Source organism: Amycolatopsis sp. NPDC049688, from assembly GCF_040674975.1.
In the GTDB taxonomy this organism is placed as follows: domain Bacteria; phylum Actinomycetota; class Actinomycetes; order Mycobacteriales; family Pseudonocardiaceae; genus Amycolatopsis.
Genome location: NZ_JBFANY010000002.1, coordinates 1,007,571 through 1,033,498 on the forward strand (window position 1 = coordinate 1,007,571; position 25,928 = coordinate 1,033,498).

At 71.0% G+C, this 25,928-nt stretch carries 20 protein-coding genes; 10 read left to right on the forward strand and 10 right to left on the reverse strand.

Going from position 1 to position 25,928, the window contains the following annotated elements:
- The first annotated feature begins 5 nt into the window (after positions 1–5).
- The 10 genes from AB0J55_RS10940 (at position 6) to AB0J55_RS10985 (ending at position 15,076) form a co-directional block, all read left to right on the forward strand.
- Positions 6–1,364 carry an exopolysaccharide biosynthesis protein gene (locus tag AB0J55_RS10940; protein ID WP_364245801.1) on the forward strand — a complete coding sequence of 453 codons (1,359 nt, stop codon included), beginning with the start codon at positions 6–8 and terminating at the stop codon, positions 1,362–1,364.
- Positions 1,361–3,118, forward strand: coding sequence for a Wzz/FepE/Etk N-terminal domain-containing protein (locus AB0J55_RS10945; protein ID WP_364245803.1), 1,758 nt, complete (start codon positions 1,361–1,363; stop codon positions 3,116–3,118). The genes AB0J55_RS10940 and AB0J55_RS10945 overlap by 4 nt, the downstream gene beginning before the upstream one ends.
- Before the next feature lie 33 nt (positions 3,119–3,151).
- Positions 3,152–5,062, forward strand: coding sequence for an asparagine synthase (glutamine-hydrolyzing) (asnB, locus tag AB0J55_RS10950; protein ID WP_364245805.1), 1,911 nt, complete (start codon positions 3,152–3,154; stop codon positions 5,060–5,062).
- Complete coding sequence (locus tag AB0J55_RS10955; RefSeq protein ID WP_364245807.1) at positions 5,059–7,236, forward strand: bi-domain-containing oxidoreductase; 2,178 nt, start codon at positions 5,059–5,061, stop codon at positions 7,234–7,236. The genes asnB and AB0J55_RS10955 overlap by 4 nt, the downstream gene beginning before the upstream one ends.
- Before the next feature lie 100 nt (positions 7,237–7,336).
- Positions 7,337–9,424 (forward strand): alginate lyase family protein, encoded by a 2,088-nt coding sequence (locus AB0J55_RS10960; protein ID WP_364245809.1) that lies wholly within the window; start codon positions 7,337–7,339, stop codon positions 9,422–9,424.
- A 9-nt stretch (positions 9,425–9,433) separates the two neighbouring features.
- Positions 9,434–10,960, forward strand: a complete 1,527-nt coding sequence (locus AB0J55_RS10965; protein WP_364245812.1) for a right-handed parallel beta-helix repeat-containing protein — start codon at positions 9,434–9,436, stop codon at positions 10,958–10,960.
- 85 nt (positions 10,961–11,045) lie between these two features.
- Positions 11,046–12,218 carry an O-antigen ligase domain-containing protein gene (locus AB0J55_RS10970; RefSeq protein WP_364246032.1) on the forward strand — a complete coding sequence of 391 codons (1,173 nt, stop codon included), beginning with the start codon at positions 11,046–11,048 and terminating at the stop codon, positions 12,216–12,218.
- On the forward strand, positions 12,215–13,384 hold the full coding sequence (locus tag AB0J55_RS10975; protein ID WP_364245815.1) for a glycosyltransferase: 1,170 nt from the start codon (positions 12,215–12,217) through the stop codon (positions 13,382–13,384). Before AB0J55_RS10970 ends, AB0J55_RS10975 begins: the two co-directional genes overlap by 4 nt.
- Positions 13,381–14,028, forward strand: coding sequence for a phosphatase PAP2 family protein (locus AB0J55_RS10980; RefSeq protein WP_364245818.1), 648 nt, complete (start codon positions 13,381–13,383; stop codon positions 14,026–14,028). Before AB0J55_RS10975 ends, AB0J55_RS10980 begins: the two co-directional genes overlap by 4 nt.
- A gap of 445 nt (positions 14,029–14,473) precedes the next feature.
- Positions 14,474–15,076: a maleylpyruvate isomerase family mycothiol-dependent enzyme gene (locus tag AB0J55_RS10985; RefSeq protein ID WP_364245821.1), complete on the forward strand. Its 603-nt coding sequence runs from the start codon at positions 14,474–14,476 to the stop codon at positions 15,074–15,076.
- A 201-nt stretch (positions 15,077–15,277) separates the two neighbouring features.
- Here AB0J55_RS10985 and AB0J55_RS10990 read toward each other — a convergent pair whose 3' ends face one another.
- The 10 genes from AB0J55_RS10990 to AB0J55_RS11035 all read right to left on the reverse strand — a co-directional run bounded on the left by AB0J55_RS10990 (position 15,278) and on the right by AB0J55_RS11035 (position 25,927).
- Positions 15,278–16,759 (reverse strand): right-handed parallel beta-helix repeat-containing protein, encoded by a 1,482-nt coding sequence (locus AB0J55_RS10990; protein ID WP_364245824.1) that lies wholly within the window; start codon positions 16,757–16,759, stop codon positions 15,278–15,280.
- A gap of 93 nt (positions 16,760–16,852) precedes the next feature.
- The gene (locus AB0J55_RS10995; RefSeq protein ID WP_364245827.1) at positions 16,853–18,169 is read right to left on the reverse strand and encodes a glutamate-1-semialdehyde 2,1-aminomutase; all 1,317 of its coding nucleotides are present in this window, start codon (positions 18,167–18,169) and stop codon (positions 16,853–16,855) included.
- Positions 18,170–18,177: 8 nt separating this feature from the next.
- Positions 18,178–18,726 (reverse strand): dTDP-4-dehydrorhamnose 3,5-epimerase, encoded by a 549-nt coding sequence (gene rfbC, locus AB0J55_RS11000; RefSeq protein ID WP_364245829.1) that lies wholly within the window; start codon positions 18,724–18,726, stop codon positions 18,178–18,180.
- Positions 18,723–19,907, reverse strand: coding sequence for a polysaccharide pyruvyl transferase family protein (locus AB0J55_RS11005; protein WP_364245832.1), 1,185 nt, complete (start codon positions 19,905–19,907; stop codon positions 18,723–18,725). The genes rfbC and AB0J55_RS11005 overlap by 4 nt, the downstream gene beginning before the upstream one ends.
- Entirely contained in the window at positions 19,904–20,848 is a 945-nt protein-coding gene (locus AB0J55_RS11010) for a glycosyltransferase family 2 protein (protein ID WP_364245835.1), read from the reverse strand. The genes AB0J55_RS11005 and AB0J55_RS11010 overlap by 4 nt, the downstream gene beginning before the upstream one ends.
- Before the next feature lie 7 nt (positions 20,849–20,855).
- Positions 20,856–22,181, reverse strand: a complete 1,326-nt coding sequence (locus AB0J55_RS11015) for a hypothetical protein (protein ID WP_364245838.1) — start codon at positions 22,179–22,181, stop codon at positions 20,856–20,858.
- 5 nt (positions 22,182–22,186) lie between these two features.
- On the reverse strand, positions 22,187–23,467 hold the full coding sequence (locus AB0J55_RS11020; protein ID WP_364245841.1) for a DUF4910 domain-containing protein: 1,281 nt from the start codon (positions 23,465–23,467) through the stop codon (positions 22,187–22,189).
- On the reverse strand, positions 23,467–24,486 hold the full coding sequence (locus tag AB0J55_RS11025; RefSeq protein WP_364245844.1) for an SDR family oxidoreductase: 1,020 nt from the start codon (positions 24,484–24,486) through the stop codon (positions 23,467–23,469). Before AB0J55_RS11025 ends, AB0J55_RS11020 begins: the two co-directional genes overlap by 1 nt.
- A 5-nt stretch (positions 24,487–24,491) precedes the next feature.
- Positions 24,492–25,139: a PIG-L deacetylase family protein gene (locus AB0J55_RS11030; protein WP_364245846.1), complete on the reverse strand. Its 648-nt coding sequence runs from the start codon at positions 25,137–25,139 to the stop codon at positions 24,492–24,494.
- The gene (locus tag AB0J55_RS11035) at positions 25,136–25,927 is read right to left on the reverse strand and encodes a glucose-1-phosphate cytidylyltransferase (RefSeq protein WP_364245848.1); all 792 of its coding nucleotides are present in this window, start codon (positions 25,925–25,927) and stop codon (positions 25,136–25,138) included. Before AB0J55_RS11035 ends, AB0J55_RS11030 begins: the two co-directional genes overlap by 4 nt.
- Position 25,928: the final 1 nt, after the last annotated feature.

The window sequence follows — 25,928 nt, forward strand, 5'->3', positions numbered from 1 at the left end:
CAGGAATGGAGAGCCCGCCGTTGACTGACGACACGGTGCGCCTGGCCCTGGTCGGGCAGGTCCTGCGACGACGATGGCGGCTGCTGGCCGCCCTCGCCGTCCTGGGCGCGCTGGTCGGCGCCGGAGCGTCGATCCTGTTCTCGCCCGGCTACAAGACCACCTCGGGTGTGCTGCTGCAGGGCCCGCGCCAGGCCGACGAGCTGCTGACCCAGGCCGAGATCGCGACCGCCTCGGTCGTCCTCGACCGCGCCGCCGCCGTGCTGCCGTGGCACCCCAGCGGTGCCGACCTGAAGAAGCAGGTCAGCGCGTCGGTGGCGCAGAGCAACGTCGTGACGATCACCGTCTCGGCCGACACGGCCGAGCACGCCCAGCAGCTCGCCGACCAGGTCGCTCAGCAGTACGTCAAGTACTCCACGCAGCTGGCGACCAACTCGGCCGACGCCTCGGTGCAGCTGGCCCAGGAACAGCGGGAGTCGCTGCGCCAGCAGGTCAAGCTGACCACCGAGAAGATCAGCGACCTGGCCAAGAACGTCGGCGGCAACCTGACCGTGGAGAGCGTCCAGGTCCGCACCCAGCTCGAGGGCCTGAAGACGTCGCTGGAGCAGGCGATCAACGACCTCAACCAGGCCGACCTGGCCACCGGCATCGGCAACACCGTGGTGCTGGGGCCGTCCCAGCGCCCGACGTCGCCGGCGGCCCCGACGATGACGCAGTTCGTCGCCGGGGGCGCGGTGCTGTTCTTCCTCGTGGGGGTCTTCGGCCACCTGTTCACCGCCCGCGCCGACCGGCGCCTGCGGGGCGAGCCGGAAATCGCGTCGGCGCTCGGCGCGCCGATCCTCGCCGGCGTCGACGTCGCGACCCCGCAGGGCGACCGCCTCCCCGCGAAGGGCCTGTTCGGCAAGGTCCGGCGGCTGCTCGGCGGCGACCGGCCGTGGGTGCTGCCGCCCGTCGCGACCTCGGCCGACGAGGTCAACCGCGACATCCGCTACCGCCGGGTGCTGGCCCGGCTGGCCACCGGCCCCGCCGACGTCCTGCTGCTGGTGGCCGACGACGACGAGACCGGCCGCCTGGCCGCGGCGCAGCTCGCCGAGCTGGCCGACCGGCTGTCCGTGCCGCTGCGGGTCTTCGAGTACTCGGCCGAGCGGCCGACGGTGCCGGACGCGACCGCCGACTCCGGGGTCCTGGTCGTGCTCGCGTCCGGGACGCGCACGGCGTGGCAGCTCGTCCGGCTCGCCGAAGCCTGCACCGACGGCGGCCAGGAGATCGTCGGCGCGGTCCTCACCCACGCCGTCCGGCCGGCGGAGCCCGAGAAACCCGAACCCGCGGCGGAAGCCCCCGAGAAAGCCCTGGCAGGTTCGGCGTGACGACTCCCTCCGAAACCCCCGTGGCGCCGCTGTTCGACCTTTCGCGGCTCTTCATCGCCATCCGCCGCCGCAAGCGCGTCTGGCTCGCCACCGCCCTGCTCGGGCTGATCGCCGGCGCGGCGGTCGCGTTCGTGCTCCCCGCACCGCCGACCGCGGTGGCGAAGGTCATCGTGGTCCACCAGGACGACTCGCCCACCGACAGCGGCACGCTGATGCGCACCGACGTCGCCGTGCTGCAGACGACCCAGATCGCCGAAGGTGCGCTGAAGAAGCTGGGCAGCACCGAGACGCCCGAAAACTTCATGAAGAACTACGCGGGACTCGGCGTGACGAACAACGTCCTGCAGATCACCGTCAAGGCGAAGAGCAACGAAGAGGCCGTGGCGCAGGCGCAGGCGCTGGCCGAGACGTTCATCGCCGACCACGTCAAGCGCAGCCAAGCGGCCGCGGCCGCCCAGTCGCAGGCCATCCTCGACCAGCGCAAGAACGCCCAGGACGAGCTGGGCAAGGTCGAGCAGCAGATCGTCGAGGAGGAGGGCAAGGGCCGCCAGGCCAGCCAGCCCACCCTCGAGAGCCTCTACAGCCGCCGCGCCGCGCTCACCGCGCAGATCTCGGACTTCACCTCGCGCGCCCAGCAGGCCGGCATCGGCAGCCCGCAGGTCGCCGCGGGCACCCAGATCGTCGACGCGCCCCGCGCGCTGCCCAAGGCGGTCCTCAAGACCACCGCGACCGACGCCGGTGTCGGCTTCGCGCTCGGCCTGTTCCTCGGGCTCGCGCTCGTCGCCGTCAGCGCGGTGTCGCGCGACCGGCCGGTGCTGCGCCGCGAAATCTCGACCCACCTCGGCGCGTCCGTGATCGCACAGCTGCCGTCGAAGCTGCGCGGCCCGGCCCGGCTGTGGCGGCGCTCGCGCGCGGTGTCCGAACGCAAGCGCGTCGCCACGACGCTGGTCCGCCTGGTGAAGAAGGACCCGCGCCCGGTGTCGCTGCTGGAACTCGGCGCCCCGAAGGTCGCCGCCGAACTCGCCCTCGACATGGCGGGCGAACTGGCGGACGACGGCACGGTGAGCGTCGTCGACGACCTGCCGGGCGAAGACGTCCGCAAGCTGGCGCAGGAGACCAAGAGCGACGTCTCCGTGGTGGGCGCCGGGGACGCGGCCGGCGAGCTGCGGATCGGCGTCGGCACCGTGGCACCGGGCACGGCGTGGACCGACCTGGAGCACCTCGGCAAGGAGACCGTGCTGGTCGTCAAGGCCGGGCACGCGAACACGCTGTGGCTGCACACGGTCGCCCGCCAGCTTGCCGACCAGGGGATCCCGGTCATCGGCGTGGTGCTGGTCGATCCGGATCCGCGCGACAAGTCCGACGGCACGCTGTGGGACGGCCTCCACACCGCCCTGCGCGGCCGCGGTGGCCAGACCCCCGCCCCGGCTCCGGCCGAGCGGGAAGACCGCCTGGACGAGCTGGTCGCCCGCGTCGCCGAGCGCGTTGCGAAGACGGAACAGCCGACCCGCCGGTTCGCCCCGATCCGGCCGGTGATCCCGCCGGTCGTCACCCATCCGAAGCCGCCGGCGTCCCCGCTGCCGGCCCCCGGCACCGTCGGCGTCCCGGACCACCTGAACGCGCCGACGAAGAAGTTCGCCCCGGTCAAGCCACCGAAGCGGCCGACGCCGTTCAAACGCGACCACGCGGAACCGAGCCACAAGGGCGAACTCAACGCCGGACTCGAGCCAGAGAAGAGCGCGGAGGTCTCCTGACCCCCGCCGCGACCGAAGGGGAACGCACCCGAGATGTGCGGCATCGCAGGCACCTACCTCTGGCCGGACGGCGGGCCGCTCACCGACCGGCTGACCAAGACGCTGGCCCACCGCGGCCCGGACGGCTCCGGCCGCTACGAGCACCGCGCGGGCTCCGGGGAGGTCCACTTGGGCCACCGGCGGCTCTCGATCATCGACCTGTCCGAGACCGGCGCCCAGCCGATGGTCCTCGACGGCCTCGCGCTGAGCTACAACGGCGAGCTGTACAACGCGCCCGAGCTGCGGGCCGAGCTCTCGGCGGCCGGCGTCCGCTTCCGCGGCACGTCGGACACCGAGGTGCTGCTGCAGGCGTGGCGGCGCTGGGGCACCGACTGCCTGCCGAAGCTGCGCGGCATGTTCGCCTTCGCGCTGTTCGAGGAGGGCACCGGCGAGCTGTTCCTGGTCCGCGACCAGCTGGGCATCAAGCCGCTGTTCTTCGTGCAGCGGGGCGGCGGCGTCGTGTTCGCCTCCGAGCTGAAGGCGATCGCCGGTGAGCTCGGCGGATCCCTGCAGGTCGACGACGCGGCCCTGATCGCGTCGCTGCTCTACTACTGGGTGCCGGACAGCCGGTGCGCCTATCAGGGTGCGGAGAAGCTGCCGCCGGGGACGTGGCTGCGGTGCCGCCCGGACGGGCAGGTCGACCGCGGCCGGTTCTGGTCGCTGCGGGAGGTCGCCGAAGAGGGGGCGGCGTTCGAGGGCGAGGTCGACCTGCATTCCGTCATCGCGGAATCGACGGCCAAGCACCTGCTCTCGGACGTCCCGGTGGCGACGTTCCTTTCGGGTGGGCTGGACTCCAGCTACCTGACGGCGCTGGCCGCGCGGTCGCAGCCGGGGATTTCCGCTTACACCATCGGTTTCCGGGCCGAGGACGCGAAGTTCGAGGCGATGCCGGACGACCTCAAGTACGCCCGGATCGTGGCGCAGCAGTTCGGCGTCGACCTGCACGAGATCGAGATCGCGCCGCAGGTGCTCGACCTGCTGCCGAAGATGACCTACCACCTCGACGAGCCGATCGGGGACCCGGCGGCGATCAACTCGTTCCTGATCTGCACGGCCGCGCGCGAGGCCGGCGTCAAGGTGATGCTGTCCGGGATGGGCGCCGACGAGCTGTTCGCCGGGTACCGCAAGCACCTCGCGAACCTGATCGCGCTGCGCTACCACAAGGTGCCGGGCGCGGTCCGGCGGCCGGTCGAGTCCATTGTGGACCGGCTGCCGGTGGCGTCGGCCAAGCGCGGCTACCGGTCGGTGCGGTTCGCCAAGCGGTTCCTTTCCTTCGCGGGGCTGCCCGAGGAGACGGCGTTCCGGCGCAGCTACACGATGTACGACCGCGCGGAGCTGCTGGGTTTGGTGAACCCGGACCTGGCGGCTTCCGTCGACGACGTGCTGACCGAGCACGCGGACACCTACAACGACCAGGCCCTGGACGACTTCGTCAACCGGATGTGCCTGGCCGACTCGCGGATGTTCCTGCCCGGGCTGAACCTGACCTACACCGACCGCTCGACGATGGCGGCGTCCACCGAGGTCCGGACGCCGTTCGTCGACGTCGAGGTCGTGCGGGCGGCGTTCAAGATCCCCGGGAACAAGAAGATCGTCGGCCGCGCCGGGAAGATGGCGCTGAAGAAGGCCGCTGAGAACATCCTGCCCAGCGAGATCGTGCACCGGCCGAAGGGCCTGTTCAGCGCGCCGCTGCGGGCCTGGATGAGCCGTGACCTGGCGCCGCTGGTGCGTGAAGTCGTCAACGAAGGGGTGCTCGTTTCGTCCGGCTTCCTGCAGCGCGAGGCACTGCAGCGGATGGTCGCCGAGGACGCCGCCGGCCAGGAAGACCGCGGCAAGCACCTCTGGCACGTCTTGACCCTCGAATACTGGTACCGGAACGCGATGTCTGGAGCGGGAGCGAAGTGAAGCAGGTAGTCCAGAACTACAAGAGCGGGGAACTGGCGCTCCTCGACGTGCCCGAGCCGGCCTGCAAGCCGGGTGGCGTGCTGGTGCGGACGGTGTACTCGCTGATCTCGACCGGCACCGAGATGATGAAGGTGTCCGAGGCCAGCATGTCCCTGGTGGGCAAGGCGAAGGCCCGGCCCGACCAGGTGGCGAAGGTGATGCAGAGCGTCGCCACGAACGGGCTGTCGGCGACCTACCGCAAGGTGACGTCCAAACTGGACTCCTACACCCCGCTCGGCTACTCCCTGTGCGGCATCGTGGAGCAGGTCGGCGACGGCATCACCGACGTCGCGGTGGGCGACCTGGTGGCCTGCGCGGGCAACGAGCACGCCCTGCACTCGGAGCTCAACTGGGTGCCCAAGAACCTCTACTCGCGGGTGCCGGCCGGCGTCGACCCGCGGCACGCGGCGTTCGGCACGGTCGGGTCGATCGCGATGCAGGGCGTCCGCCGCGGCGAGCCGCAGATCGGCGACGTCGCCCTGGTCATCGGGCTCGGCCTGATCGGCCAGCTGGTCGTGCAGCTGCTGGTGGCGTCCGGTGTGCGCGTGGTCGGCGTCGACCCGGACCCGGAGCGCTGCAAGCTGGCCGAGAGCCTCGGCGCCCTGACGTGCGCGCACCCGGCGTCCGGCATCGTCGACACGGCGGTGGACGAGCTGACCCACGGCGCGGGCGTCGACCAGACGTACCTGGCCGCGGGTGGCAACACGAACGACCCGGTGGAGCTGGCCGCGAAGCTGTCCCGTGACCGCGGCCGGGTGATCGACATCGGCAAGTGCAAGCTCGACCTGCCGTGGAACGCCTACTACGAGAAGGAACTGGACGTCCGGTTCTCGCGGTCGTACGGCCCCGGCCGCTACGACCCGTCGTACGAGCTCGAAGGCCGTGACTACCCGATCGGCCAGGTCCGCTGGACCGAGCGCCGCAACCTCGAGTGCGTGCTGGACCTGATCGCGCGCGACCGGCTGGACGTCGAGCCGCTGATCACGCACGTTTCGGACTTCTCTTCCGCGGTCGACACGTACAAGTCCCTGAACGAGGGTGCGCTGAAGGCCGTGGCGGTGCTGTTCCGCTACCCGGACGCGGTGGCCCGGACGGAGCCCGTGATCACCTCGGCGCGGGTCGGCGTGGCGTCGTCCCCGGCCGGCGCTTTGGCACCCGGGCAGCCGGTGCGCCTGGGCTTCATCGGGGCGGGCAACTACGCGTCGTCGATGCTGCTGCCGCACCTGGTGGAACGCGCGGACGTCGAGCTCAAGCACGTCGCGACGACGTCGGCACTGTCCGGCGCCAACGCGCGGCGCAAGTTCGGCTTCGCGGCGGCGTCGACGGACATCGACGACGTCCTCGGTGACTCGTCGATCGACGCGGTGTTCGTCGTGACGCGGCACAGTTCCCACGCCGAGCTGACCCGGCAGGCGCTGCTCGCGGGCAAGGCGGTGTTCGTCGAGAAGCCGCTGGCGCTGTCACCTTCGGAGTTGCAGAAGGTTCTGGACGCGATCGAGGAGTCGGGCAACGACCGCCTGCAGGTCGGCTTCAACCGCCGCTTCGCGCCGCTGCTGCACGAAGCCCGCGAGCAGTTCGGCCCGCGCGTCGGCCCGGCGACGGTGCGCTACCTGGTCAACGCGGGCCGCCTCGACCACGGCAGCTGGTACAACCAGACCGACACGGAGGGTTCGCGCTTCGCGGGCGAGGGCGGGCACTTCATCGACACGGTGAGCTGGCTCCTCGACGCCGACCCGGTCTCGGTGTACGCGACGGGGGACGTCCAGGTGACCCTGACCTACCCGGACGGGTCCACCGCGGTGATCACGTACGCCGAGACGGGTTCGTCGGGCTTCCCGAAGGAGACCCTGGACCTCACGGCGGACGGCAAGGTCCTGAAGTTCGACGACTTCGTCCGCGCATCGGTGTACTCGCGCAAGAAGTGGGCGAGTTCGCGCCTCCCGAAGGGCCGCGACAAGGGCCAGGCGGCGGAGGTCAACGCGTTCCTGGAGGCGGTCCGGACGGGTTCGCCGATGCCGATCCCGGTGGCGTCGCTGGCGGCGACGACCCTGGCGACGCTGGCGGCGCAGACGAGCGTCGCGAACGCGGCACCGGTGCGGATCGAGCTGCCGCGGAAGACGGGCGCCCCGGCATGACGAGCGGGGTCGCGGTGTCGCGGGAGGTGGGTGCCCGGCCGGCGGCGGTGTTGCGGATGGCCGGCGCCCGCGCGCCGCGGGTGGCGCTGGGAGGCGCGGCATGATGGGGCCCGGCTGGTACCTGCGGCGGCTGTCCCGGATGGGGCCGGCGGAGGTCGTCGGGCGGGCGCGGCATGCCGTTGTCCAGCGGCAGTGGCGGTCCTCGCTGCCGACGCCGCCGGACTGGCCTTCGCACCCGCGCTTCACCGCGACCCTGCCCGCCGGCGTGCTGGGCAAGGTGTCCGGCGAGGCCGGTTCGCGGCTTCTCGCCACGGCCGACGAGCTGATGGCCGGCCGCGCCGAGTACTTCGGCGTCGTCCGTTCCGACTTCGAGGCGCCGGACTGGTTCCTCGACCCGAAGACCGGCCGCCGCGCGCCTTCGGCCGTCTACGCGTTCGACGTGCCCTACCGGTCGGAGGACACGGTCGGCGACATCAAGCAGATCTGGGAGCCGTCGCGCCACCAGCACCTCACCGTGCTGGCCGCGGCCTACGCGCTGACCGGAACGCCCGCGTACGCCACGCGCGTCGCCGAGCACCTGCGGTCGTGGTGGGCGGCGAACCCGCCGTTGCAGGGCCCGCACTGGGTGAGCGGCATCGAGCTGGGCATCCGGCTGCTGTCCTGGGTCTGGACGCGCCGGCTGCTCGACGGCTGGCCGGGCGTCGCGGAGCTGTTCGAGGAGAACCCGGACTTCCAGCTCCAGCTGTGGCACCACCAGAACTGGCTGGCGACGCTGCGCAGCCACGGATCGTCGGCGAACAACCACGTGATCGCGGAGGACGCCGGGCTGCTCGCGGCGGCGTGCGCGTTCGGCTGGTTCCCGGAGTCGGCGGGCTGGCGCTCCGCGGCGATGCACTCGCTGGACGTCCAGCTGGCGCGCAACACGTTCGCGTCGGGTCTCAACGCCGAACTGGCGTCCGAGTACCACGGCCTGGTCCTGGAACTCGGCCTGGCGGCAGCGGTGGAGGCCGACGCGGCGGGCACGCCGGTGCCGGAGTCGACGTGGGACGTCCTGCTCCGGATGACCGACGCCCTCGCGTCCATTGTGGACAATCGGCTGCGGCCGCCCCGCCAAGGCGACGCGGACGACGGCTTCGGCCTGATCGTCGACGGCACCGCGACCGACCGCTGGGCGTCGTTGCTGGCGTCGGGCGAAGTCCTCTTCGGACGGTTGGACTGGTGGCCGCCGGTGCCGGGCGACGACGTCCGCACGGCGCTGCTGGCGTCCCTGGCTTCGCGAACCCCGCGGGTCTCGGGAACGCGCCCCGGCCGCCGCCCGGCGCACCTGCGGGACGCGGGGATGACGATCCTGCGCTCGGGCCCCCTGTGGGTCCGCTGCGACGGAGGCCCCCACGGCTTCCTCTCGATCGCGGCCCACGCCCACGCCGACGCGCTGTCGCTGGAGGTCCGCCACGACGGGGTCGACATCCTGGCCGACCCGGGCACCTTCTGCTACCACGGCGAGCCGCAGTGGCGTTCGTACTTCCGGTCGACGCTGGGCCACAACACGCTGGAGCTGGGCGGCCGCGACCAGTCGGTCTCGGGCGGCCCGTTCCTGTGGACCCGCCACGCGGTGACGAGGGTCCTCGACGTGCACACGCCGGACGCGGGACCGTCCCGCTGGTCGGCGGCCCACGACGGGTACGCCCCGGCCCTCCACCGCCGCACGGTCGAGCTCGACGGTGACGTGCTGAGGATCGTGGACGAGGTCCTGGGCCAGGGCAACCCGGGTGGCGCGCGGCTGGCGTTCCACTTCGGCCCGGCGGTGACGGTGATGCTCGACGGCACCACGGCCCGGCTCCGCTGGGTTGCCGAACCCGATCCCGCCGTCGGCGCCACCCCCGGCGAGGGCCGGCCCGGTGCCCCGGTCGCGGGTGCCCAGCGCGCGCTCGAGGTCGTCGGCCGTGGCCGCCCCGCTGCCGGCACGGACGATCCGCTGGTCGGACGGGTTTCCGGGTCGCTCGGCGGGACCGCCGTGCGCACCGCCGTCATGGAGTTGCCGGCCGGACTTTCGTGGACTGTGCACCGCGGCGACACCGAGCCGCCGCTCGGCTGGTACTCCGCGGGCTTCGGCCGCAAGGAACCGTCGACCACGCTTGTCGGCTCCGGGGCTCCCGGACCCTTCACCACCCTGCTCCGCTTCAGTTAGGACCCGCCCGTGACAGCCCGCCGCTTCCGACTCCGCCGCGCAGTTCCGCTGCTCGGCGTCCTGCTCACGGCTGCGGCGTGCTCGAGCGGGCCGGACTCCGGGGCCGGCCCCGCCCAGGCGACGGCCGCGCCCAGCGGGTCGGTGGCCGCAGTGTGCGACAAGGAGCCGGCCGGGCCTGCCGCCGCGCCGGCGGGTGCAGTGGTCATCGATCCGGCCGTGCCCGGCGAGCTGGCGGCGAAGACGCGTTCGGCCGGGCCCGGCACGACCTTCTGGCTCAAACCGGGCAAGCACATCCTCGGCGACGACCGGTACGACCAGGTATCCCCGAAGGACGGCGACGTCTACCTCGGCGCACCCGGCGCGGTCGTCGACGGCCGGAAGATCAACCAGTACGCCTTCACCGGCCACGCGGTCAACGTCAAGATCAGCTACGTGACCGTGCAGGGTTTCGCCGCCCCGCGCGACGAAGGGGTCGTCAACCACGACTCCGGCGACGGCTGGGTGATCGAGCACTCGACCATCCAGGACAACGACGGCGCCGGGCTGATGGCCGGCGCGCGCCAGCAGGTGCGCGGGAACTGCCTGCGCCGCAACGGCCAGTACGGGATGAACGCCTACTCCGGCGGCACACCGATCACCGCCCTGGTCGTCGAGGGCAACGAGATCGCCGGCAACAACACCGGCGACTGGGAAGCCAAGGTCGACGGCTGCGGCTGCAGCGGCGGAGTCAAGTTCTGGGCGGTGAACGGCGCCGACATCCGCGGCAACTGGGTGCACGACAACCACGGCACCGGGCTGTGGGCCGACACGAACAACAACGACTTCCTCATCGAGGGCAACCTCATCGAGAGCAACGACAGCGCCGCGCTCATCTACGAAATCAGCTACAACGCGATCATCCGCGACAACACGATCCGCAAGAACAACTGGGTCGACGGCCGCCGGTACGCCGACAAGGGCGACAACTTCCCCACGCCGGCGATCTACATCTCCGAGTCCGGCGGCGAGCCGCGGATCAAGGCCCGCACGGCGAAGATCGAGATCTCCCGCAACTACCTGGAGAACAACTGGTCCGGGATCACCCTGTGGGAGAACGCCGACCGGTTCTGCAACAGCCCGGCCAACACCTCCTCGGGGGACTGCACCCGGCTGGTGCCGTCGGTCAAGCAGTGCGCGGCCCCGGCGATCACCAGCGGCGCGCTCCTCGCCGACTGCCGCTGGAAGACCCAGCACGTCGACATCCACGACAACAAGTTCGTCCTCGACCAGGCCGTCGTGGGCTGCCAGGCGTCCTGCGGCCGGATGGGCCTGCTGTCGAACTTCGGCACCTACCCGGAGTGGTCGCCGTACCGGGGCGACCTCGTTCAGGAAGCGATCACGTTCAAGCAGGACAACCACTGGCACGACAACAGCTACGCCGGCCCGTGGACGTTCATCGCCCACTCCGCCGACCGCGTCCTCGAGCTCGGCGAATGGGAAGGCGCGCCGTACTCCCAGGACACCGGCAGCACCTACACCGCGCAGGCCGGGGGCTGACATGGCGGCGCACACCGGAACGGCCGGCATCCGCGGCGGCGAGGCGACGCCCGAACCCGCGTCTTCGACGCCGAAGTGGGCGGGCCTGGCGTGGGCGCTGCTGATCCTCAACACGCTCGGGTCGACCGGCGCCAAGACGGTCATCCCGCTGCCGCGGTCGGTCAGCCAGCTGGTCACCATGGGTTCGCTGATGACGGCGTTCGTGATCGCGCTGGTGCTGAACAAGCACCTGCGGATCCGGCCGAGCGCGTACCTGCTGCTGCTGACGGCGCTGCTCGTGTCGAGCATCCTCTCCAGCGCCGACCTGCAGGAGGGCGCCGGAGCGTTGTTCCGGTGCTTCCGGCTGACGGTGTTCGTCTCGACGCTCTGGTTGCTGACCCGCTGGTGGGACGGCGGTTTCAGCTTCGTCCGCTACCACATCCGCACCTACGCGATCGTGCTCACGTCAGTGGCGATCGGCCTGGTGATCTCCCCGGGCAACGCCATGCCGGACATCTACGGTGGCCGGCTGTCGGGCGCGATCTGGCCGCTCACGCCGCCGCAGATCGGCCAGTACGCGGCGGTCATTTCCGGGCTCACGCTCCTCCTCTGGTTCGGGCGCCGCACGACCTGGCGCAGCGCGCTGGCCATCGTGGTGCCGGTGGTGGGCCTGCTGATGCTCACGCACACCCGCACGGCGACGCTCGGCCTGATCGCCGGCCTCGTGGTCGCCTTCCTGTCGATGGTGCTGACCAGCGCCCGCGCGCGGAAGGTGTTCGCGTGGACGGTCGGCGTCGGCGGGGTCGCCGGCGTCGTGCTCGCGGGCGCGCTGCAGACGTGGTTCCTCCGCGGGCAGAGCGCCGACAACTTCTCCAGCCTCACCGGCCGCGCGAAGGTGTGGGACGCGCTGCTGGACGCACCGCGGACGCCGCTGGAGTACATCTTCGGCGTCGGCCTCACGGACAAGTCCTACGACGGCCTCCCGATCGACAACAGCTGGCTCGCGATCTACCACGAGCAGGGCTTCGTCGGCATCGCGCTGGTCGCGGGGTTCCTCCTCACGCTGGTCGTGGTGGCCGTGCTGCGGCCGCCGTCGCTGGCTCGTGCGTGCGCGATCTTCTTGATCACCTACTGCATTTCGGCCTCCTACACCGAAGCGGGTCTCGGCGACGCGTCGCCGTACCTGCTGCACCTGGCGGTCGCCGCGTCGCTGCTGGTCCGCGGGGTGCCGCAGTCCGACGAACAGGCATTCATCCCGGCGAAGGGGTCAGGCACGTGAAGGTGCTCGTGGTGCACAACCGGTACCGGTCCGAGCAGCCCAGCGGGGAGAACAACGTCGTCGACGCCGAGGTGACGCTGCTCGCCGAGGGCGGTCACCAGGTGTCGTTGTTCGAACGCCGCAGCGACGACATCGCGGCGATGCCGCTGCCCCGCAAGGCGGCGGTGCCGCTGATGGTGCCGTGGAACCCGGCGGTGCGGAAGGAGCTCGCCGCCCGGCTGCGGGCGTCGCGCCCGGACGTCGTGCACATCCACAACACGTTCCCGCTGCTGTCGCCGTCGGTCGTCGCCGCGTGCGCTGACGCGGGGGTGCCCGCGGTCGCGACGCTGCACAACTACACGATGGTCTGCCCACCCGGCACGCTCCACCGCGACGGCCGCATCTGCACCGAGTGCGTCGGCGGCTCACCGCTGCCGGCGGTGAAGCACGGCTGCTACCGCGGTTCGGCCGCGGCCACGGTCCCGATGGCGGCGAGCATGGTCGCGAACCGGCGCCGGTGGTGGACGGGCGTGTCCCGGTTCTTCTGCATTTCGGCGGCCCAACGCGACCTCCTGGTGTCGGCCGGGATGCCCGGCGAGCGGATGGCGGTGAAGCACAACTTCGTCACCGACCCCGGCGTCCGCCGCACCGGCGACGGCAAGCACGTGCTGTTCCTCGGCCGCGTCACTGAGGAGAAGGGGGTCGGGCTGCTGATGCAGGCTTGGGACCGCCTCGGCGGCGCTCTCGGCGTGCCGCTGGTCATCGCCGGCACCGGCCCGATGCAGGACGAGGTCGCGGCCTGGGCGGCCGGGCGTCCGGATGTGTCGTACGTCGGCCTGCAGAACAAGGCGGAGTGCCGGGCCCTGACGGCCGACGCGGTCGCGGTGGTCGCGCCGTCGACGTGGCTGGAGGCGTTCGGCCTGGTGGTGGTCGAGGCGATGGCCGCCGGAGTACCGACGGTGGCGGCGGCGCACGGCGCGTTCCCCGAGCTCGTCGACGACGGTGTCACCGGCCTCCTGCACGCACCGAACGACCCGGCTTCGCTGGCGGAACGCCTGCGTGCGGTCGTCGGCGACCGCAACCGCGAGATGGGCGACGCGGCCCGCGTCCGGTACGAGAAGGACTTCACGCCGGCGGTGGGGCTGGACCGGCTGATCGCCGGGTACGAGGCGGCGATCGCCGGGTGAGGCAGCTGGTCCGGGCGGCACCCGCGGCCCTGCCGCCGGTGCTGCGCACCCCGCTGGCGATGTCGGCGGCCCTGGCCACGGCGGTGGTCGTGGCCCTCGGCATCCTCCACTTCCACGACTCGGGCCTGACCGGGCTCGACGCGGCGATCCTGCCGTCGATCGACGGCGTCCGGCCGCCGTGGCGCTATGTCGCCTTGGTCTTCGACTTCGGCGGCGAGCCGGTGGGGTCGGTGATCCTGGTGGCGCTCCTCGCGGGGGTGTGTTTCCTGCTCAACCGGCTCCGGACAGCGGTGCTGACGGTGCTCGGCGTGGTGGTCACGGTGGCGGTGACCACGGTGTTGAAGCCGATCGTCGGCCGCACGATCCACGGCGAGTTCCTGTCGTACCCGAGCGGGCACACGGCCCTGGCCACGGCGCTCGCGCTGGTCGTCGCGCTGCTGCTGACCGACCGGCTGGGGCTCGGGCGCGGAGCTGCGGTGGTGCTCGCCCTGGGGTTGGCGGTGGTCGTTGGGGTGGCGATGGGGTGGGCTGAGGTCGCGTTGGGTGCGCACTACCCGACGGATGCGCTCGGGGGGTTCTGCGCAGCTTTGGCGGCGGTGCCGGGGACGGCTTGGGTGCTGGATCGGGTCGCCGACCGCCTTTGACGAGGGGTGGCCGGGATCTGCAGGGCCGGCCGGCCCGGCGGGGCCATGGGGCCGCGCGGGGGTGGTCGGCCAGCTGGCCGGGCTGGCGTTGCGTCGGCTGTTCTCCGGGGCGGTCAACACGTGCAGCCGCGGCAGCCGGGGGAGCGGTTCGTGGTGCCGGTCGGCTGGTCGGGCTGCTGAAGTGGCTCGTTCTTGGGACCGCTCCGGCCGGGCGATCGGCGCGTGGCAGGTGCGGGCTGTGTTGGCGGCTGAGCTGCCTCGTTCTTTGGGCCGCTGCGACCGAGCGATTGGCGCGTGGCAGGTCCGGGTTGTCTTGGCGGCTGAGCTGCCTCGTTCATGGGACCGCTGTGGCCGGGTGATCGACTCCTGGCCGGTGTCGGTCTTCGCGTGGGTCGTTCGTCGGTGGGGCGACCTACCTCTGAAGGAGCCCCTCGTGATCCAGGACATGATCGCCGCCGAGCGGCGGGAGCTGGCCGCTCTTCTCGACTCCTTGCCTCCGTCCGGTTGGGACTCGCCCACTCTCTGCGCCGGGTGGCGGGTGGCCGAGGTCGTCGCCCACATGACCATGCCCTTCCGGTTCTCCACCGGGCGGTTCCTGCGGGAACTGCTCAAGTCCGGTGGCCGCTTCAACGTCATGGCCGACCGCGTGGCGCGGCGTGAGGCCGCCGGACTCTCCCGCGATGCGCTCGTCTCCTCTTTGCGGGACAACGCCGACCACCCGTGGCGGCCGCCGGGTGGCGGGGCCGTGGGGGCGCTGAGCCACGACGTGATCCACGGCCTGGACATCACGACCGCCCTGCGGCTGGATCGGCGGGTTCCGCTGGAGCGCCTTGAACTCATCTTCGCCGCGATGAAACCGAAGCAGCTCAAGTACTTCGGCGCCGACCTCGCCGGGATTGCCCTGCGGGCCGACGATCTCGACTGGTCATCTGGCGAGGGCACGCCGCTGATCGGGGCGGCCCAGGATCTTCTGCTCGTGCTTTCGAACCGGCGGTTGCCCGCCGGGCGTCTTCGAGGTGAGGCGAGTGCGCGCTTCACCGTGGCCTGAAGGGGCCGGTGGCGCACGGGATTCGGAGCTGTCATGTCTTCGACGGTACCGAACACCCGTGCGAACGCCATCGCTGGAAAGGGTGAACCGGGCGCTGTCCGAAATTCTCCGTTCGCGACTTTTCCCTTTGACACCAACAGGAATCGGCTCGGCGTGGAACCGCGGCGACGAAAACTGTCGGACCCGTCCGGCAAGCTCGAATCAGCAGCCGGCAGTCCCGCCGGTGAACGAAGAGCACTCGTCCTGCGAGTAGGGCTTTGCCTGCCAGCCCGCAGCGTCGACCGTCTTGGAGGTGTCATGCACGACGAACGCCCACGGCCCCGCGTACGAGTTGTCGTGCCAGCGGTTGTCCTGGTGGAAGGTGATGGCCTCTTCGACCACGGTTCCCTTGTAGGGCGACCAGTCCGGGAACGTCCCGAAGTTGGACAGCAGCGCCATCCGGCCGCACAGGCTCGTGCAGCCGAGCCGGCCCGCGTCGAAGCGGAAGGTGTTGCCGTGGATCTCCACCCGCTGCGTCTTCCAGCGGCAGTCGTCGTACACCGGGCGCTTCTCGATCCGGCCCGCGGCGCACGAAGACTTCGGCGCCGTCTTGGTGCAGTAGCCCGAAGAGGTGTTCGCCGGGCTGTTGCAGAAGCGGTCGGCGTTCTCCCACAACGTGATCCCGGCCCAGTTGTCCTCGAAGGTGTTCCCGGTGATGTCGACGGCCGACGTCCGGGCCGGCACGCGCGGCTCGCCGCCCGATTCCGACAGGTACACCGTCGCCACCGGGAAGTCGTCGCCGCGCGCCGCGAACGCGCGGCCCTGGACCAGGGTGTTGCCGCGGAACGTGTTGCCGCGCAGCACCAGGTTGTAGCTGATCTCGTAGAACAGGGCCTCGGCGTCGTTGCTCTCGAACAGGTTGTCCTCGACCAGGAAGTCGTTGTTGTTCGTGTCCGCCCACAGGCCGGCGCCGTGGTTGCCGTGGACCCAGTTGCCGCGGATGTCGGCGCCGTTCACGGCCCAGAACTTGGCGCCGCCGCTGCACCCGCAGCCCGGCACCTTGGTCTCCCAGTCGCCCGTGTTGTTGCCGGTGATCTCGTTGTCCTCGAGCACGAGCCCGGTGATGCCGTCGCCCGCCTGGTACGCGTTGAGCCCGTACTGGCCGTTGTCGCGCAGGCAGCTGTGCCGCACGATCTGGCCGGCCCCGGCCATCAGGCCCGCTCCGGCGTTGTCCTCGATCGTGGTGTTCTCGATGAGCCAGCCGTTGCCGGAGTCGTGGTTGACCACGCCCTGGTCCTGCAGCGCGGCGAACCCGCGGATGGTGAGGCCGCGGATCTCGACCTTGCTCGCCTGCTGGGTGAAGGCCGCGTGGTTGATGCCGCGGCCGTCGACGACCGCCCCCGGTGCGCCGAGGTAGACGTCGCCGTCCTTCGGGGCGACCTGGCCGTACTCGTCGTTTCCGAGCGTGTGGGTGCCGGGCTTGAGCCAGAACGTCGTGCCGGCCGGGTTCGCCGCGGTCTTGGCCGAGAGGTCGCCGTCGACACCGGGATCGACGACGACGGCTCCGGGCGGAGGTGCCTCGTACTCGGTGGGCTGGTGGCCGCACACCGGTCCTGGCCCGTCCGCGCCGCGCGCGAGCCCGGGGCTCACGACGACGATCAGGAGCGAGCAAGCAGCGACCATTACCACACGAGATCTGCCCATGGCAGGAAGTTACGCACGAACGGGCCGGAAAACAGTCACCCTCAAGTGTCCTCGTCGGACCCAACGGGTGAATCCGGCCCGTCCGTGCGGCGATCAGGCGTGTTTGCGGAACACGGGCTGCACCGGGCGCCCGCCCATCCACGGCGCCGGGTCGTTGGCGTCCAGTGCCTTGCGGTAGACCGTGCAGGCCTGCGCGACGACGTCGATGGTCTTGTCGATGTCCGCCTCGGTGAGCGCGGCACTGACCACGAAGGACGGTCCGAGGACGCCGCCGCTGATGAGCTCGCGCAGGAACAGCGTCCGGTACGGCTGCGACGGCTTGCCCTGCTCGTCGAGCGTGCCGAAGACGAGGTTGCTGGCCCGGCCGCGGACGACCACGTGGTCCTCGACGCCGATCCCGGCCGCCACCTCGCGGACGCCGGCGGCGAGCCGGTCGCCGAGGGCGTGCAGGCGGCCGATGACGTCCTCGTCGCGGTACACGTCCATGACCGCCATCGCGGCGGCCAGGGAGTGGGTTTCCGCGCCGTGCGTGGTCGACAGCAGGAACACCCGCTCGCGGTCGGTGCGCAGGCCGCCGAGCTCCATCAGGTCCCGCTTGCCGGCCAGCGCGGAAACGGCGAAGCCGTTGCCGAGCGCCTTGCCGAACGTCGAGAGGTCGGGCGTGACGCCGTAGAGGCCCTGCGCGCCGTGGGCGGACCAGCGGAAGCCGGTGATCATCTCGTCGAAGATCAGGACCACGCCGTACCGGGTGGTGAGCTCGCGCAGGCCCTGCAGGTACCCCGGCGGCGGTTCCACCGCCGCGGCCGCCTCCAGGATCATGCACGCCACCTCGCCGTCGTGGCGCTGCAGCAGCTCCTCCGCGGCCTGCAGGTCGCCGTACGGGAAGGACACCACCGCTTCCGTCGTCTCGTCCGGGATGCCCGCGTTCATCGGCGTGGTGCCGATGAACCAGTCGTCGGTCGAGAAGAACGCGTGGTCGGCGCACTTGGCGACGAGCTTGCGGCCGGTGGCGGCGCGGGCCAGCCGGACCGCGGCGGTCGTGGCGTCGGAGCCGTTCTTGGTGAACTTGACCATGTCGGCCGTCGGCACGTTTTCGAGGAACCGCTCAGCGGCCTCGGCCTCGATGATCGACGGGCGGATGAAGTTGCTGCCGTTCTCCAGCTCGTTGCGCACCGCTTCGACAACCCGCGGGTGCGCGTGCCCGAGGCTCACGGCTCTCAGGCCCGCGCCGTACTCCACGTACTCGTTGCCGTCGACGTCCCAGACGTGGCCGCCGCGGCCGCGCGCGATGACCGGGGCCATCCCTTCGGGATACTGGTCCGAGCCCTTGGCGTAGGTGTGCGCACCGCCGGGGATGACCCGGTGCAGCCGCTCGTTCGCCTCCGTGGAGCGGGGCAGGTTCGTTCCCATGTCGTGGCTCACCTCGTTGGTTTCAACGCCTCTTCCAGAGAGGGCGCCCGTTCGTCCCGATCACTGACCATTGTGACCGACAGTGGCCAAGAAATGTCCAATTCAGGGTCTTTGTACGAAATCGTAATGTCTTCTTCAGGATCGTGCGCCCGATCGATACGGTACGAAACGTCCGAGGGATCCGTGAGTGACTGGAATCCGTGGGCACACCCCGCCGGGATGTACACGGACACCTGGGTGTCCCCGGAAAGTTCGAACGTTTTGATGTTCCGGAATGTCGGCGAACCCGGTCGGAGATCCACCACGACGTCGAAGATCGCGCCGTGCGAACACCGCACCAGCTTCGCTTCGCCGGCCCCGCCGCGCAGGTGCATGCCGCGGACGACCCCCTTGCGGGACCGGGAAAGGCTGTCCTGGACGAAGCCGTCCGGGTCGATGCCCACCGACGCGACGACGTCGCGGTCGAACGTCCGGCTGAAGAAGCCGCGCTGGTCCGCGTGCGGGGTGGGTTCGAACAGATACGCACCGTCGATCTCGGGCACCGGAATCGCCTTCATCGCGCACCCCCGAAGAGGGCCGCCGAAAGGGCGGCGAACTGGTCCTTGAGCCGCTGTGCGTTCATCTCATTCCGTTCCAGGAGCGTTTGGCGAAGTTCTGCCGAACGGTTCTCGAGTTCGGTGAACTGTTCGACGAGCCGGTCGAAGGCGACCGTCTTCGCCCGCTGGGTGAAGCCGTCGAGGCCCATCTCCGCCATGAGGACGTCGTTCTTCGGTGCGTAGCCGATCGCCACGGTCGGTTTCGCGACCTTCAGGGCGCAGAGCACGTTGTGGTAGCGCGTGGCCACCACGCTGTCCACCGCGGACATCTCGTGCATCAGCTCGTCCAGGGTCTCCGCCGAAGCCGCCGTCACCAGCGGGGAATCGGTGTTCTCGATGATCTCGTCGACGACCTGCCGGTCGATCCGGTCACCGATGAACAGCCGGACGGGTCTGCCCTGGTCAACGAGCCAGGCGACGAAACGGTTCATCGTGTCCACGTAGTGGCGGTAGATGCGGTCGGCCTCGGCCCGGTCGTCGTTGCCGCCGTAGTAGGCCATCACGCCGACGCCGACGGTGCCCGGCTTCGGGACGGCGTCCGGCGTGGGAAGGGAGAACGCGAGGTCGGGGTAGACCTGGTCGGCGCGGACGTCGACGCCCATGGCGCGCATGGCGTCGCGGGAAATGTCGTCGCGGTAGGAGCGGTAGGCGGCGAGCCGGCCGGACCAGCGGACCAGGGTCCGCGTGGCCCGGGCGCTGATGTGGTTCGCGCCGACGCAGACGAGCGCCACCTTGGTGCCGAAGAGGCGCCCAGTCGCGGAGAGGAGGAAGAGCGAATACGGGAAACCCCAGGGACGCAACGGAAGCGTCGCTTCGAGCACGCCCATGCCGGGCACGATGACGACGTCCTGCTGGCGGACCCAGGTCGCGGTGCGCGCGATGTCGACCAGCTTGCCGAAGCCCTTGAGGACGATCGAGCGCAGGCCGGACGCCGTCTCGTACTCGGACTGGTTCCAGTGCAGCGGCGTCGTGTCGAGGCCGTACCGCTCGCGGACGAGCTCCGGGCCGCCGACCAGGGCGCCCAGTACCGCGTCCGGGTACTCGGCGCGCAGGTAGCCGAGCACGGCTTCGAGGGAACCGTCGTTGCCGAGGTTCCCCGAGCCGAGCAGCCCGAACACGCCGACGCGTGGCGCACGCTTCACGCGAGCCTGCCTTCCCGGCCGGCCACGATCTCGTTGACCGTGGCGACGTCGGAGGCGGTCGGCGCGCGGTCCTCGACGCGCTCGCCGTGGCCGGAGCGGGCCCGGTTCGTCAGCCAGGCGCCCAGGTGACCGAAGCACTCGCGCTTGTCGGCGGCCGAGATCGGGGCGCGCCGGATCAGGTCCGCGAACCCGTAGACGTACTCGCCGAGCAGGCGGACGGTGGGATTCCGGAGCCGGTTCGCGCGCCGCGGGTCCAGATTCGCGCACCGGCTCCGGATGGTCGGGTTGGCCCGTTCCGCGCGGCCGGGGTGGTCGCGGCGGAAGTAGAGCAGCTCGGGCACCTGGTGGAACGGGCCGTGCAGGGCCATCTCCGCCGAGTACGTGCGGTCGGCGTGGTGGTAGCTGTCGAGCGGCTTGACGCGGCGGAGGACGTCGGCGCGGATGACGCCGTAGAAGTCGTCGCCGCCGGGCTCGAACAGGATGCTGCGGAAGCGGTCCGGCGCGTGCCGGGACGCGGTGTCCAGTGTGTACTGGAGCGGCTGGACGATGCGGCCGTCGCCGTCGATGATCGCCTGGTCGCAGTGGGCCAGGATGACGTCGGGGCGCTCGTCGAGGGCCTCGACGCACCGCTTGAGCAGGTCGCGGGCGTAGAGGTCGTCGTGGGACACCCACTTGAAGAGCTCGGTGCGGGAGACGTCGAACACGAAGTTGTGGTTCGGCGTCGCGCCGATGTTCTTCGGCTGGCGGACGTAGCGGATCCGCGAGTCCTTGTCGGCGTAGCGGCGGCAGATCTCGTCGGTGCCGTCCGTGGAGGCGTTGTCCGAGATGATCAGCTCGAAGTCCTCGAAGGTCTGGCCGAGCAGGGCGTCCAGCGACTCGGCGAGGTACTCCTCGCCGTTGTACACCGGGAGGCCGAGGCTCAGCCGCGGGACGGTGGTCATGGAGTCCTCATTCCTTGATCGGCTCTTTGATCGGCTCGAACACGACGGTGGGCTCGTCGGCCCCCGGCGGCACGTAGTCGCGCAGCCCGAGCCTCAGCTGGAGCCACCAGACGACGGAGCCGCCGAGGGTCGCCGTCGCGACGCCCCACGCGGACCCGGCCGCGCCGCCGGCGAACGCGCCGGCGATGCCGAACGTGACGTAGAACAGGGAGGCGACCAGCTGGGAGCGCAGGCTCCGCTTGGCCGCGCCGAGCGCGCGCAGGCCCGCGGCCGCGCCGGTGGCGAAGCTCGCGCCGACCACGGCGAGGGTGACCGGGAGGATCAGCGGGGACGACGAGTCCCACACCGAGCCCATCACCCAGCGGCCGGCGCGGTCGGGCACGAGGAGCAGCAGGCCGAGGCCCCAGCACAGGGCGGCGCCCGCTTGGCCGCCGCCGAGGATCATGCAGAAGTGCTTCAGCCGGTGCGGCGCCCGCTGGAGCACCCGCGCGCCCTCGGCGACGGTGACCAGGGACAGGCCCATGAGCAGGGCCAGGAACGGGCCGAGGAGCTGTTCGGCGCCGCGGACCGCGCCGACGGCCGTGATGCCGGCGATGGCGCCGAGGCCGTACGCGCGCAGCTGGGACGCGCCGCTGTTGCTGACGTTCTCGACGAGGTAGCGGACGCTCAGGTCGCGCTGGGTGCGGAGCCAGCCGGGCATCTCCCGCGGGTGCGGGAGGATCCCGGTCTGGAAGCCGCCGTAGAGGGCCGCGACCGCGCCGGAGAGACCCCAGGCCAGCACGAAGGCGACCACGGTGTGGATCTGCGCGGCGATGTAGAGCGCCGGGAGCAGCGCGACACCCCAGACGCAGTCGTTGATGAATGCCCTCTTGCCCTGGCCGCGGGCGAAGAACGCGAACCGCCAGGCGTCCTGGAGCAGCAGGCCCGGCAGCACGACGGCGAGCGCGACGAACGCGCTGCCGAGGGGACCGCCCGTGGCCAGTCCGCCGACCAGGCTGACCAGCCCGGTCGCGAAGCCGACGCCGATCGCGGTGCCCGACGCGCTCGCCACGCCCGAGCGCCACCGGTCCTCCGGGACGGCGCTGAACCGCACCATCAGCGGGTCGGTGGCGAGGCCGCGGGAGACGTTGAGCACCACGCCGTAGGTGACCCAGGCGAGGCTGAAGATGCCGAAGGCGAACGTGCCGAGCGAGCGGGCCACGTACAGGCCGACGGCGAAGTTGGTCAGGCTGGACACCGCCTGGTCGCCGAGGCCCCAGCTCAACCGTCCGGCCATCGCGCGGACCGCGCCCGATCGGAGGATCGAGCGCGGTGCACGGCGATGGTTGGCCACGTCGTTCACTCCTTGACCAGGCCCGCGTCGTGGAGGGCCCGGGCTGCGACGTCGACGATGTCGAAGGGCAGGCCGGCGCGCTCGGCGATGTCGAGCAGGCTGTGTGCACCGTCGGAGAGGTTGAGCACCCACAGCATCGCCATCTGGGCCTGCTTGGCGTCGCTGCGGCCGCCGAGGGAGTCGTACAGCCCGCGCTTGCCGAGCTGCGGCTCGCCGTACGGGCTGAGGTTGACGTAGCGGCGGTTGCGGTCCAGGACGCCGAAGGCGTCCTTCAAGACACCGAGTGTGTCCTCCATGGCCGCGGGCGAGACGAAACCCGGGTTGTCGGCCGAGGTGTGGTACTCGGGGTAGCCCGCGTACGGCGTGCGCGTCAGCGAGCCGACGCCCAGGTTGAAGCCCGGCGAGCAGAACTGGCGCTCGTCGTAGCCGTACGGCGAGAAGTCGACGACGCGGTGTTCGCGCGACTTCAGCACGTGCTGCATGACGCGGTCGATCTCGGCGTCGTCGCGGCGGGACTTCTTGTAGGTCAGCGAACCCGGGTCGCCCGCGCACGCCAGCACCAGCCCGTGCCGCACCTTCTCGATCCGGGAGGCGTTGCGGGCCAGCCAGGTGATCGAGCCGATCGTGCCCGGCATGAACAGGAACCGGTAGGTGTAGTGGGGCTGGGAGAGAGCCAGCTGCTGCGCCAGCGAGATGGCCACCGCGATGCCGGCGAGGTTGTCGTTCGCCAGCGACGGGTGGCACACGTGGCACGACACGATGACCTCGTCGGTGACCCGGCCGGGCACGACGTGCTCGGCGTAGGTCAGCGAACCGTCGGCCAGCGTCGAGTCGATGACGACGTCGTACTCGCCGTCCGGGAGCGCGTCGAGCTTCTCCTGCGCGAGGCAGAATCCCCAGGCCGGGGCGTAGTAGCTGGTCCGGTAGGGCACCCACGACGGCTGGTCCGGCAGCGTGTGCAGGTGCTCCCGCAGCTCGCTCAGGGGCATCCGCTGCCGCACCGGGACGCTGTACCCGACGACGTGCAGGTTCAGCTCCTGGAAGTCGATCACGCGCTCACCGGACGGCGAAGCGACGTACGCGTCCCGGATGTTCCACTCCTGCGGGATCGTCCAGTCCAGCACCGCGGTGCCGGTCGGGACCTCGTGCCGCTCGAGGGCGATGTGCTCGCCGATGATGTCCAGGGTCTGCCGCACGCCGTCGCCGGTGATGCTGCGGCAGATCGGGTACAGCCGCTCGACCAGGGCGTGCAGTTCCGCCCCGGTCCGCAGCTGCGGGGCCGCCACTACTTCCGCCGCATGGTGGCGTCGACGCGGCCGGCTTCGCCCTCGCTCTTCAGCCAGGCGAGCCGGGTGAACAACTGCTGGAACGACTCGCGGGTGAGCCCGAACTTGCGGTACGCCTCGATGAGCTCGACGGCGCCGTCCTTGACCGACCACTCGCAGGCGAAGCCCGGGATGGCCTCGCGGAACCGCGAGAAGTCGACCCGGTACGACCGCGGGTCGGCGCCCGCCTCGCCGGTGATGTTCAATGTCGAGCCCGGCACCGCCTCGACGACCTCCTGGGCGATCTCGGCGACGGTGACGTTGTTGTCCTCGGTGCCGATGTTGAACGCCTTGTTGTGCACGGCTTCCTTCGGCGCCGTCAGGGCCGCCGTGAACGCGCGCGCGATGTCCTGGGCGTGCACCAGCGGCCGCCACGGTGTGCCGTCCGACAGCACCAGCACCTCGCCGGAGAGGTGGGCGTGCGCGGTCAGGTTGTTCAGCACGATGTCGCCGCGAAGCCGCGGCGAGTAGCCGAACGCCGTCGCGTTGCGCATGTACACCGGCGTGAAGTCGTCGTCGGCCAGCTCGTGGACGTCGGCTTCGACGCGCACCTTCGACTCGGCGTACGGCGTCACCGGCCGCAGCGGCGCGTCCTCGTCGACCAGGTTGTCGCCGCCCGCGCCGTACACCGAGCAGGTCGACGCGTAGATGTACCGCTGGACGCCGGCCTCCTTCGCCAGCTTCGCGAGTTTCACCGACGCGTGGTGGTTGATGTCATAGGTCAGCTCCGGCGCGAGCGAGCCCAGCGGGTCGTTCGACAGCGCGGCCAGGTGGATCACCGCGTCGAAGCCCTCGACGTGCGAAAGCGTGACGTCCCGCAGGTCGACGACGTGCCCGGCCGGGTCGGTGGGAGCCGGCCCGAGCAGGCAGTCCTCGAACAGCCCGGAGTCAAGGCCGACGACTTCGTGGCCGGCGGCGGCGAGCACCGGGGCCATCACCGTCCCCAGGTAGCCCTTGTGCCCCGTCAGCAACACCCGCATCGGATTCAGCCCTTCAGATCGAGAGTGAGTTTCTTGACGAAAAACGCTTCGGCGTACTTCGCGGCGGCTTCGATCCCGCGGATGCGGGCCAGCCCGAGGAACGCCTCGCGGTCGTACCAGGGCCGGTGCCGCTGCGACGCGTAGTGCTCCTGCAGCAGCCGGACCTTCTCCTCCGCGACGTCGTCGCCGAGGGGCTGGTACACCGACGGGCTGCCGAGGTCGCCGTCCCACTTGACGATCTCGTAGCCGAGCGCGAGGTGGTCGCGGAACGCCGTCGGCACCAGCTTCGCCAGGCCGCGGTGGTCCTGGTGGGCGTCGTCGGTCCGGGGCGCCAGGATGACGTCGGGGTCGGTCCGCCGCCGCAGCTCTTCGAGGGCGTTCTTGGCCTCTTCCCAGTGCGCCGGGAAGCGCCCGTCCGGCAGCTTCAGCACCGTGACGTCGAGCTGCGCGCCCGGGCAGAACGCCGCCAGCGCCGCCCGCTCCTCGTCCTCGCGGGGTGTGCCGCCGCCGGAGAGGATCAGGGCGTCGACCCGCAGGCCGGGGCGTCCGGAACAGAGGGTCAGCAGGGTGCCGCCGGCGCCGATCGCGATGTCGTCGCAGTGGGCGCCGAGGGCGACGACGCCGCCGAGCCGTCCCGGCCGCAGCCCGATCACGCGATGCTCGCGGCCGCGCGCTCCCACAGCGCCCAGGGCCGGTCACCGTGGCTGTAGGCGTAGTCCAGCGCCGCCCGCTCCTTGACCGTGTCGGTCGGCTTCCAGAACCCGCGGTACGGGTAGGCCAGCAGCCGGCCGCGCTTGGCGAGCTCGCCACAGCCGTCGGCGACGAGGTCGCCGTTTTCCGGGATGTGGTCGAACACTTCCTGCCGCAGCACGAAGTAGCCGCCGTTCTCCCACAGCGGCATTTCGCTCACCGCGGTGATCGAGCCGACCTTGCCGCCCTCGTCCATTTCCACGCAGTGGAACGACGACTGCGGCGGCACGACCATCATCGACGCGCCCGAGTCGGAGTTCGAGAACCGCTCGATCATGTCGGGCAGCGGGACGTCGGAAAGGACGTCGGCGTAGTTCGCGAGGAACATTTCGTCGCCGTCGAGGTACGGGCGCACCCGGCGCAGCCGCTCACCGATCGGCGACTCGATGCCGGTCTGCACGAAGGTGATCGTCCAGTCCGCGATGTCGGTGGAGAGCAGCTCCGCCTGGCCGTTGCGGAGGACGAAGTCGTTGGAAATGGTTTCCTGGTAGTTCAGGAAGAAGTTCTTGATGTGCGCCGCGCCGTAGCCGAGGCACAGGATGAATTCGGTGTGGCCGAAATGCGCGTAGTAGCGCATCACGTGCCAGATGAGCGGTCTCGGACCGACCATCGCCATCGGCTTCGGGACGTCGTCGGCCGCGCCGTTGCGCATCCGCATCCCGTAGCCACCGCAGAAGAGAACGACCTTCACT

Coding starts and splice junctions, on each gene's coding strand:
- rfbC (WP_364245829.1), bottom strand. CDS start 18,726: ATGAAGGCGATTCCGGTGCCCGAGATCGACGGTGCGTATCTGTTCGAA.
- AB0J55_RS10995 (WP_364245827.1), bottom strand. CDS start 18,169: ATGGGAACGAACCTGCCCCGCTCCACGGAGGCGAACGAGCGGCTGCAC.
- AB0J55_RS10940 (WP_364245801.1), top strand. CDS start 6: ATGGAGAGCCCGCCGTTGACTGACGACACGGTGCGCCTGGCCCTGGTC.
- asnB (WP_364245805.1), top strand. CDS start 3,152: ATGTGCGGCATCGCAGGCACCTACCTCTGGCCGGACGGCGGGCCGCTC.
- AB0J55_RS11025 (WP_364245844.1), bottom strand. CDS start 24,486: ATGCGGGTGTTGCTGACGGGGCACAAGGGCTACCTGGGGACGGTGATG.
- AB0J55_RS10990 (WP_364245824.1), bottom strand. CDS start 16,759: ATGGGCAGATCTCGTGTGGTAATGGTCGCTGCTTGCTCGCTCCTGATC.
- AB0J55_RS10985 (WP_364245821.1), top strand. CDS start 14,474: ATGATCGCCGCCGAGCGGCGGGAGCTGGCCGCTCTTCTCGACTCCTTG.
- AB0J55_RS10960 (WP_364245809.1), top strand. CDS start 7,337: ATGATGGGGCCCGGCTGGTACCTGCGGCGGCTGTCCCGGATGGGGCCG.
- AB0J55_RS11010 (WP_364245835.1), bottom strand. CDS start 20,848: ATGACCACCGTCCCGCGGCTGAGCCTCGGCCTCCCGGTGTACAACGGC.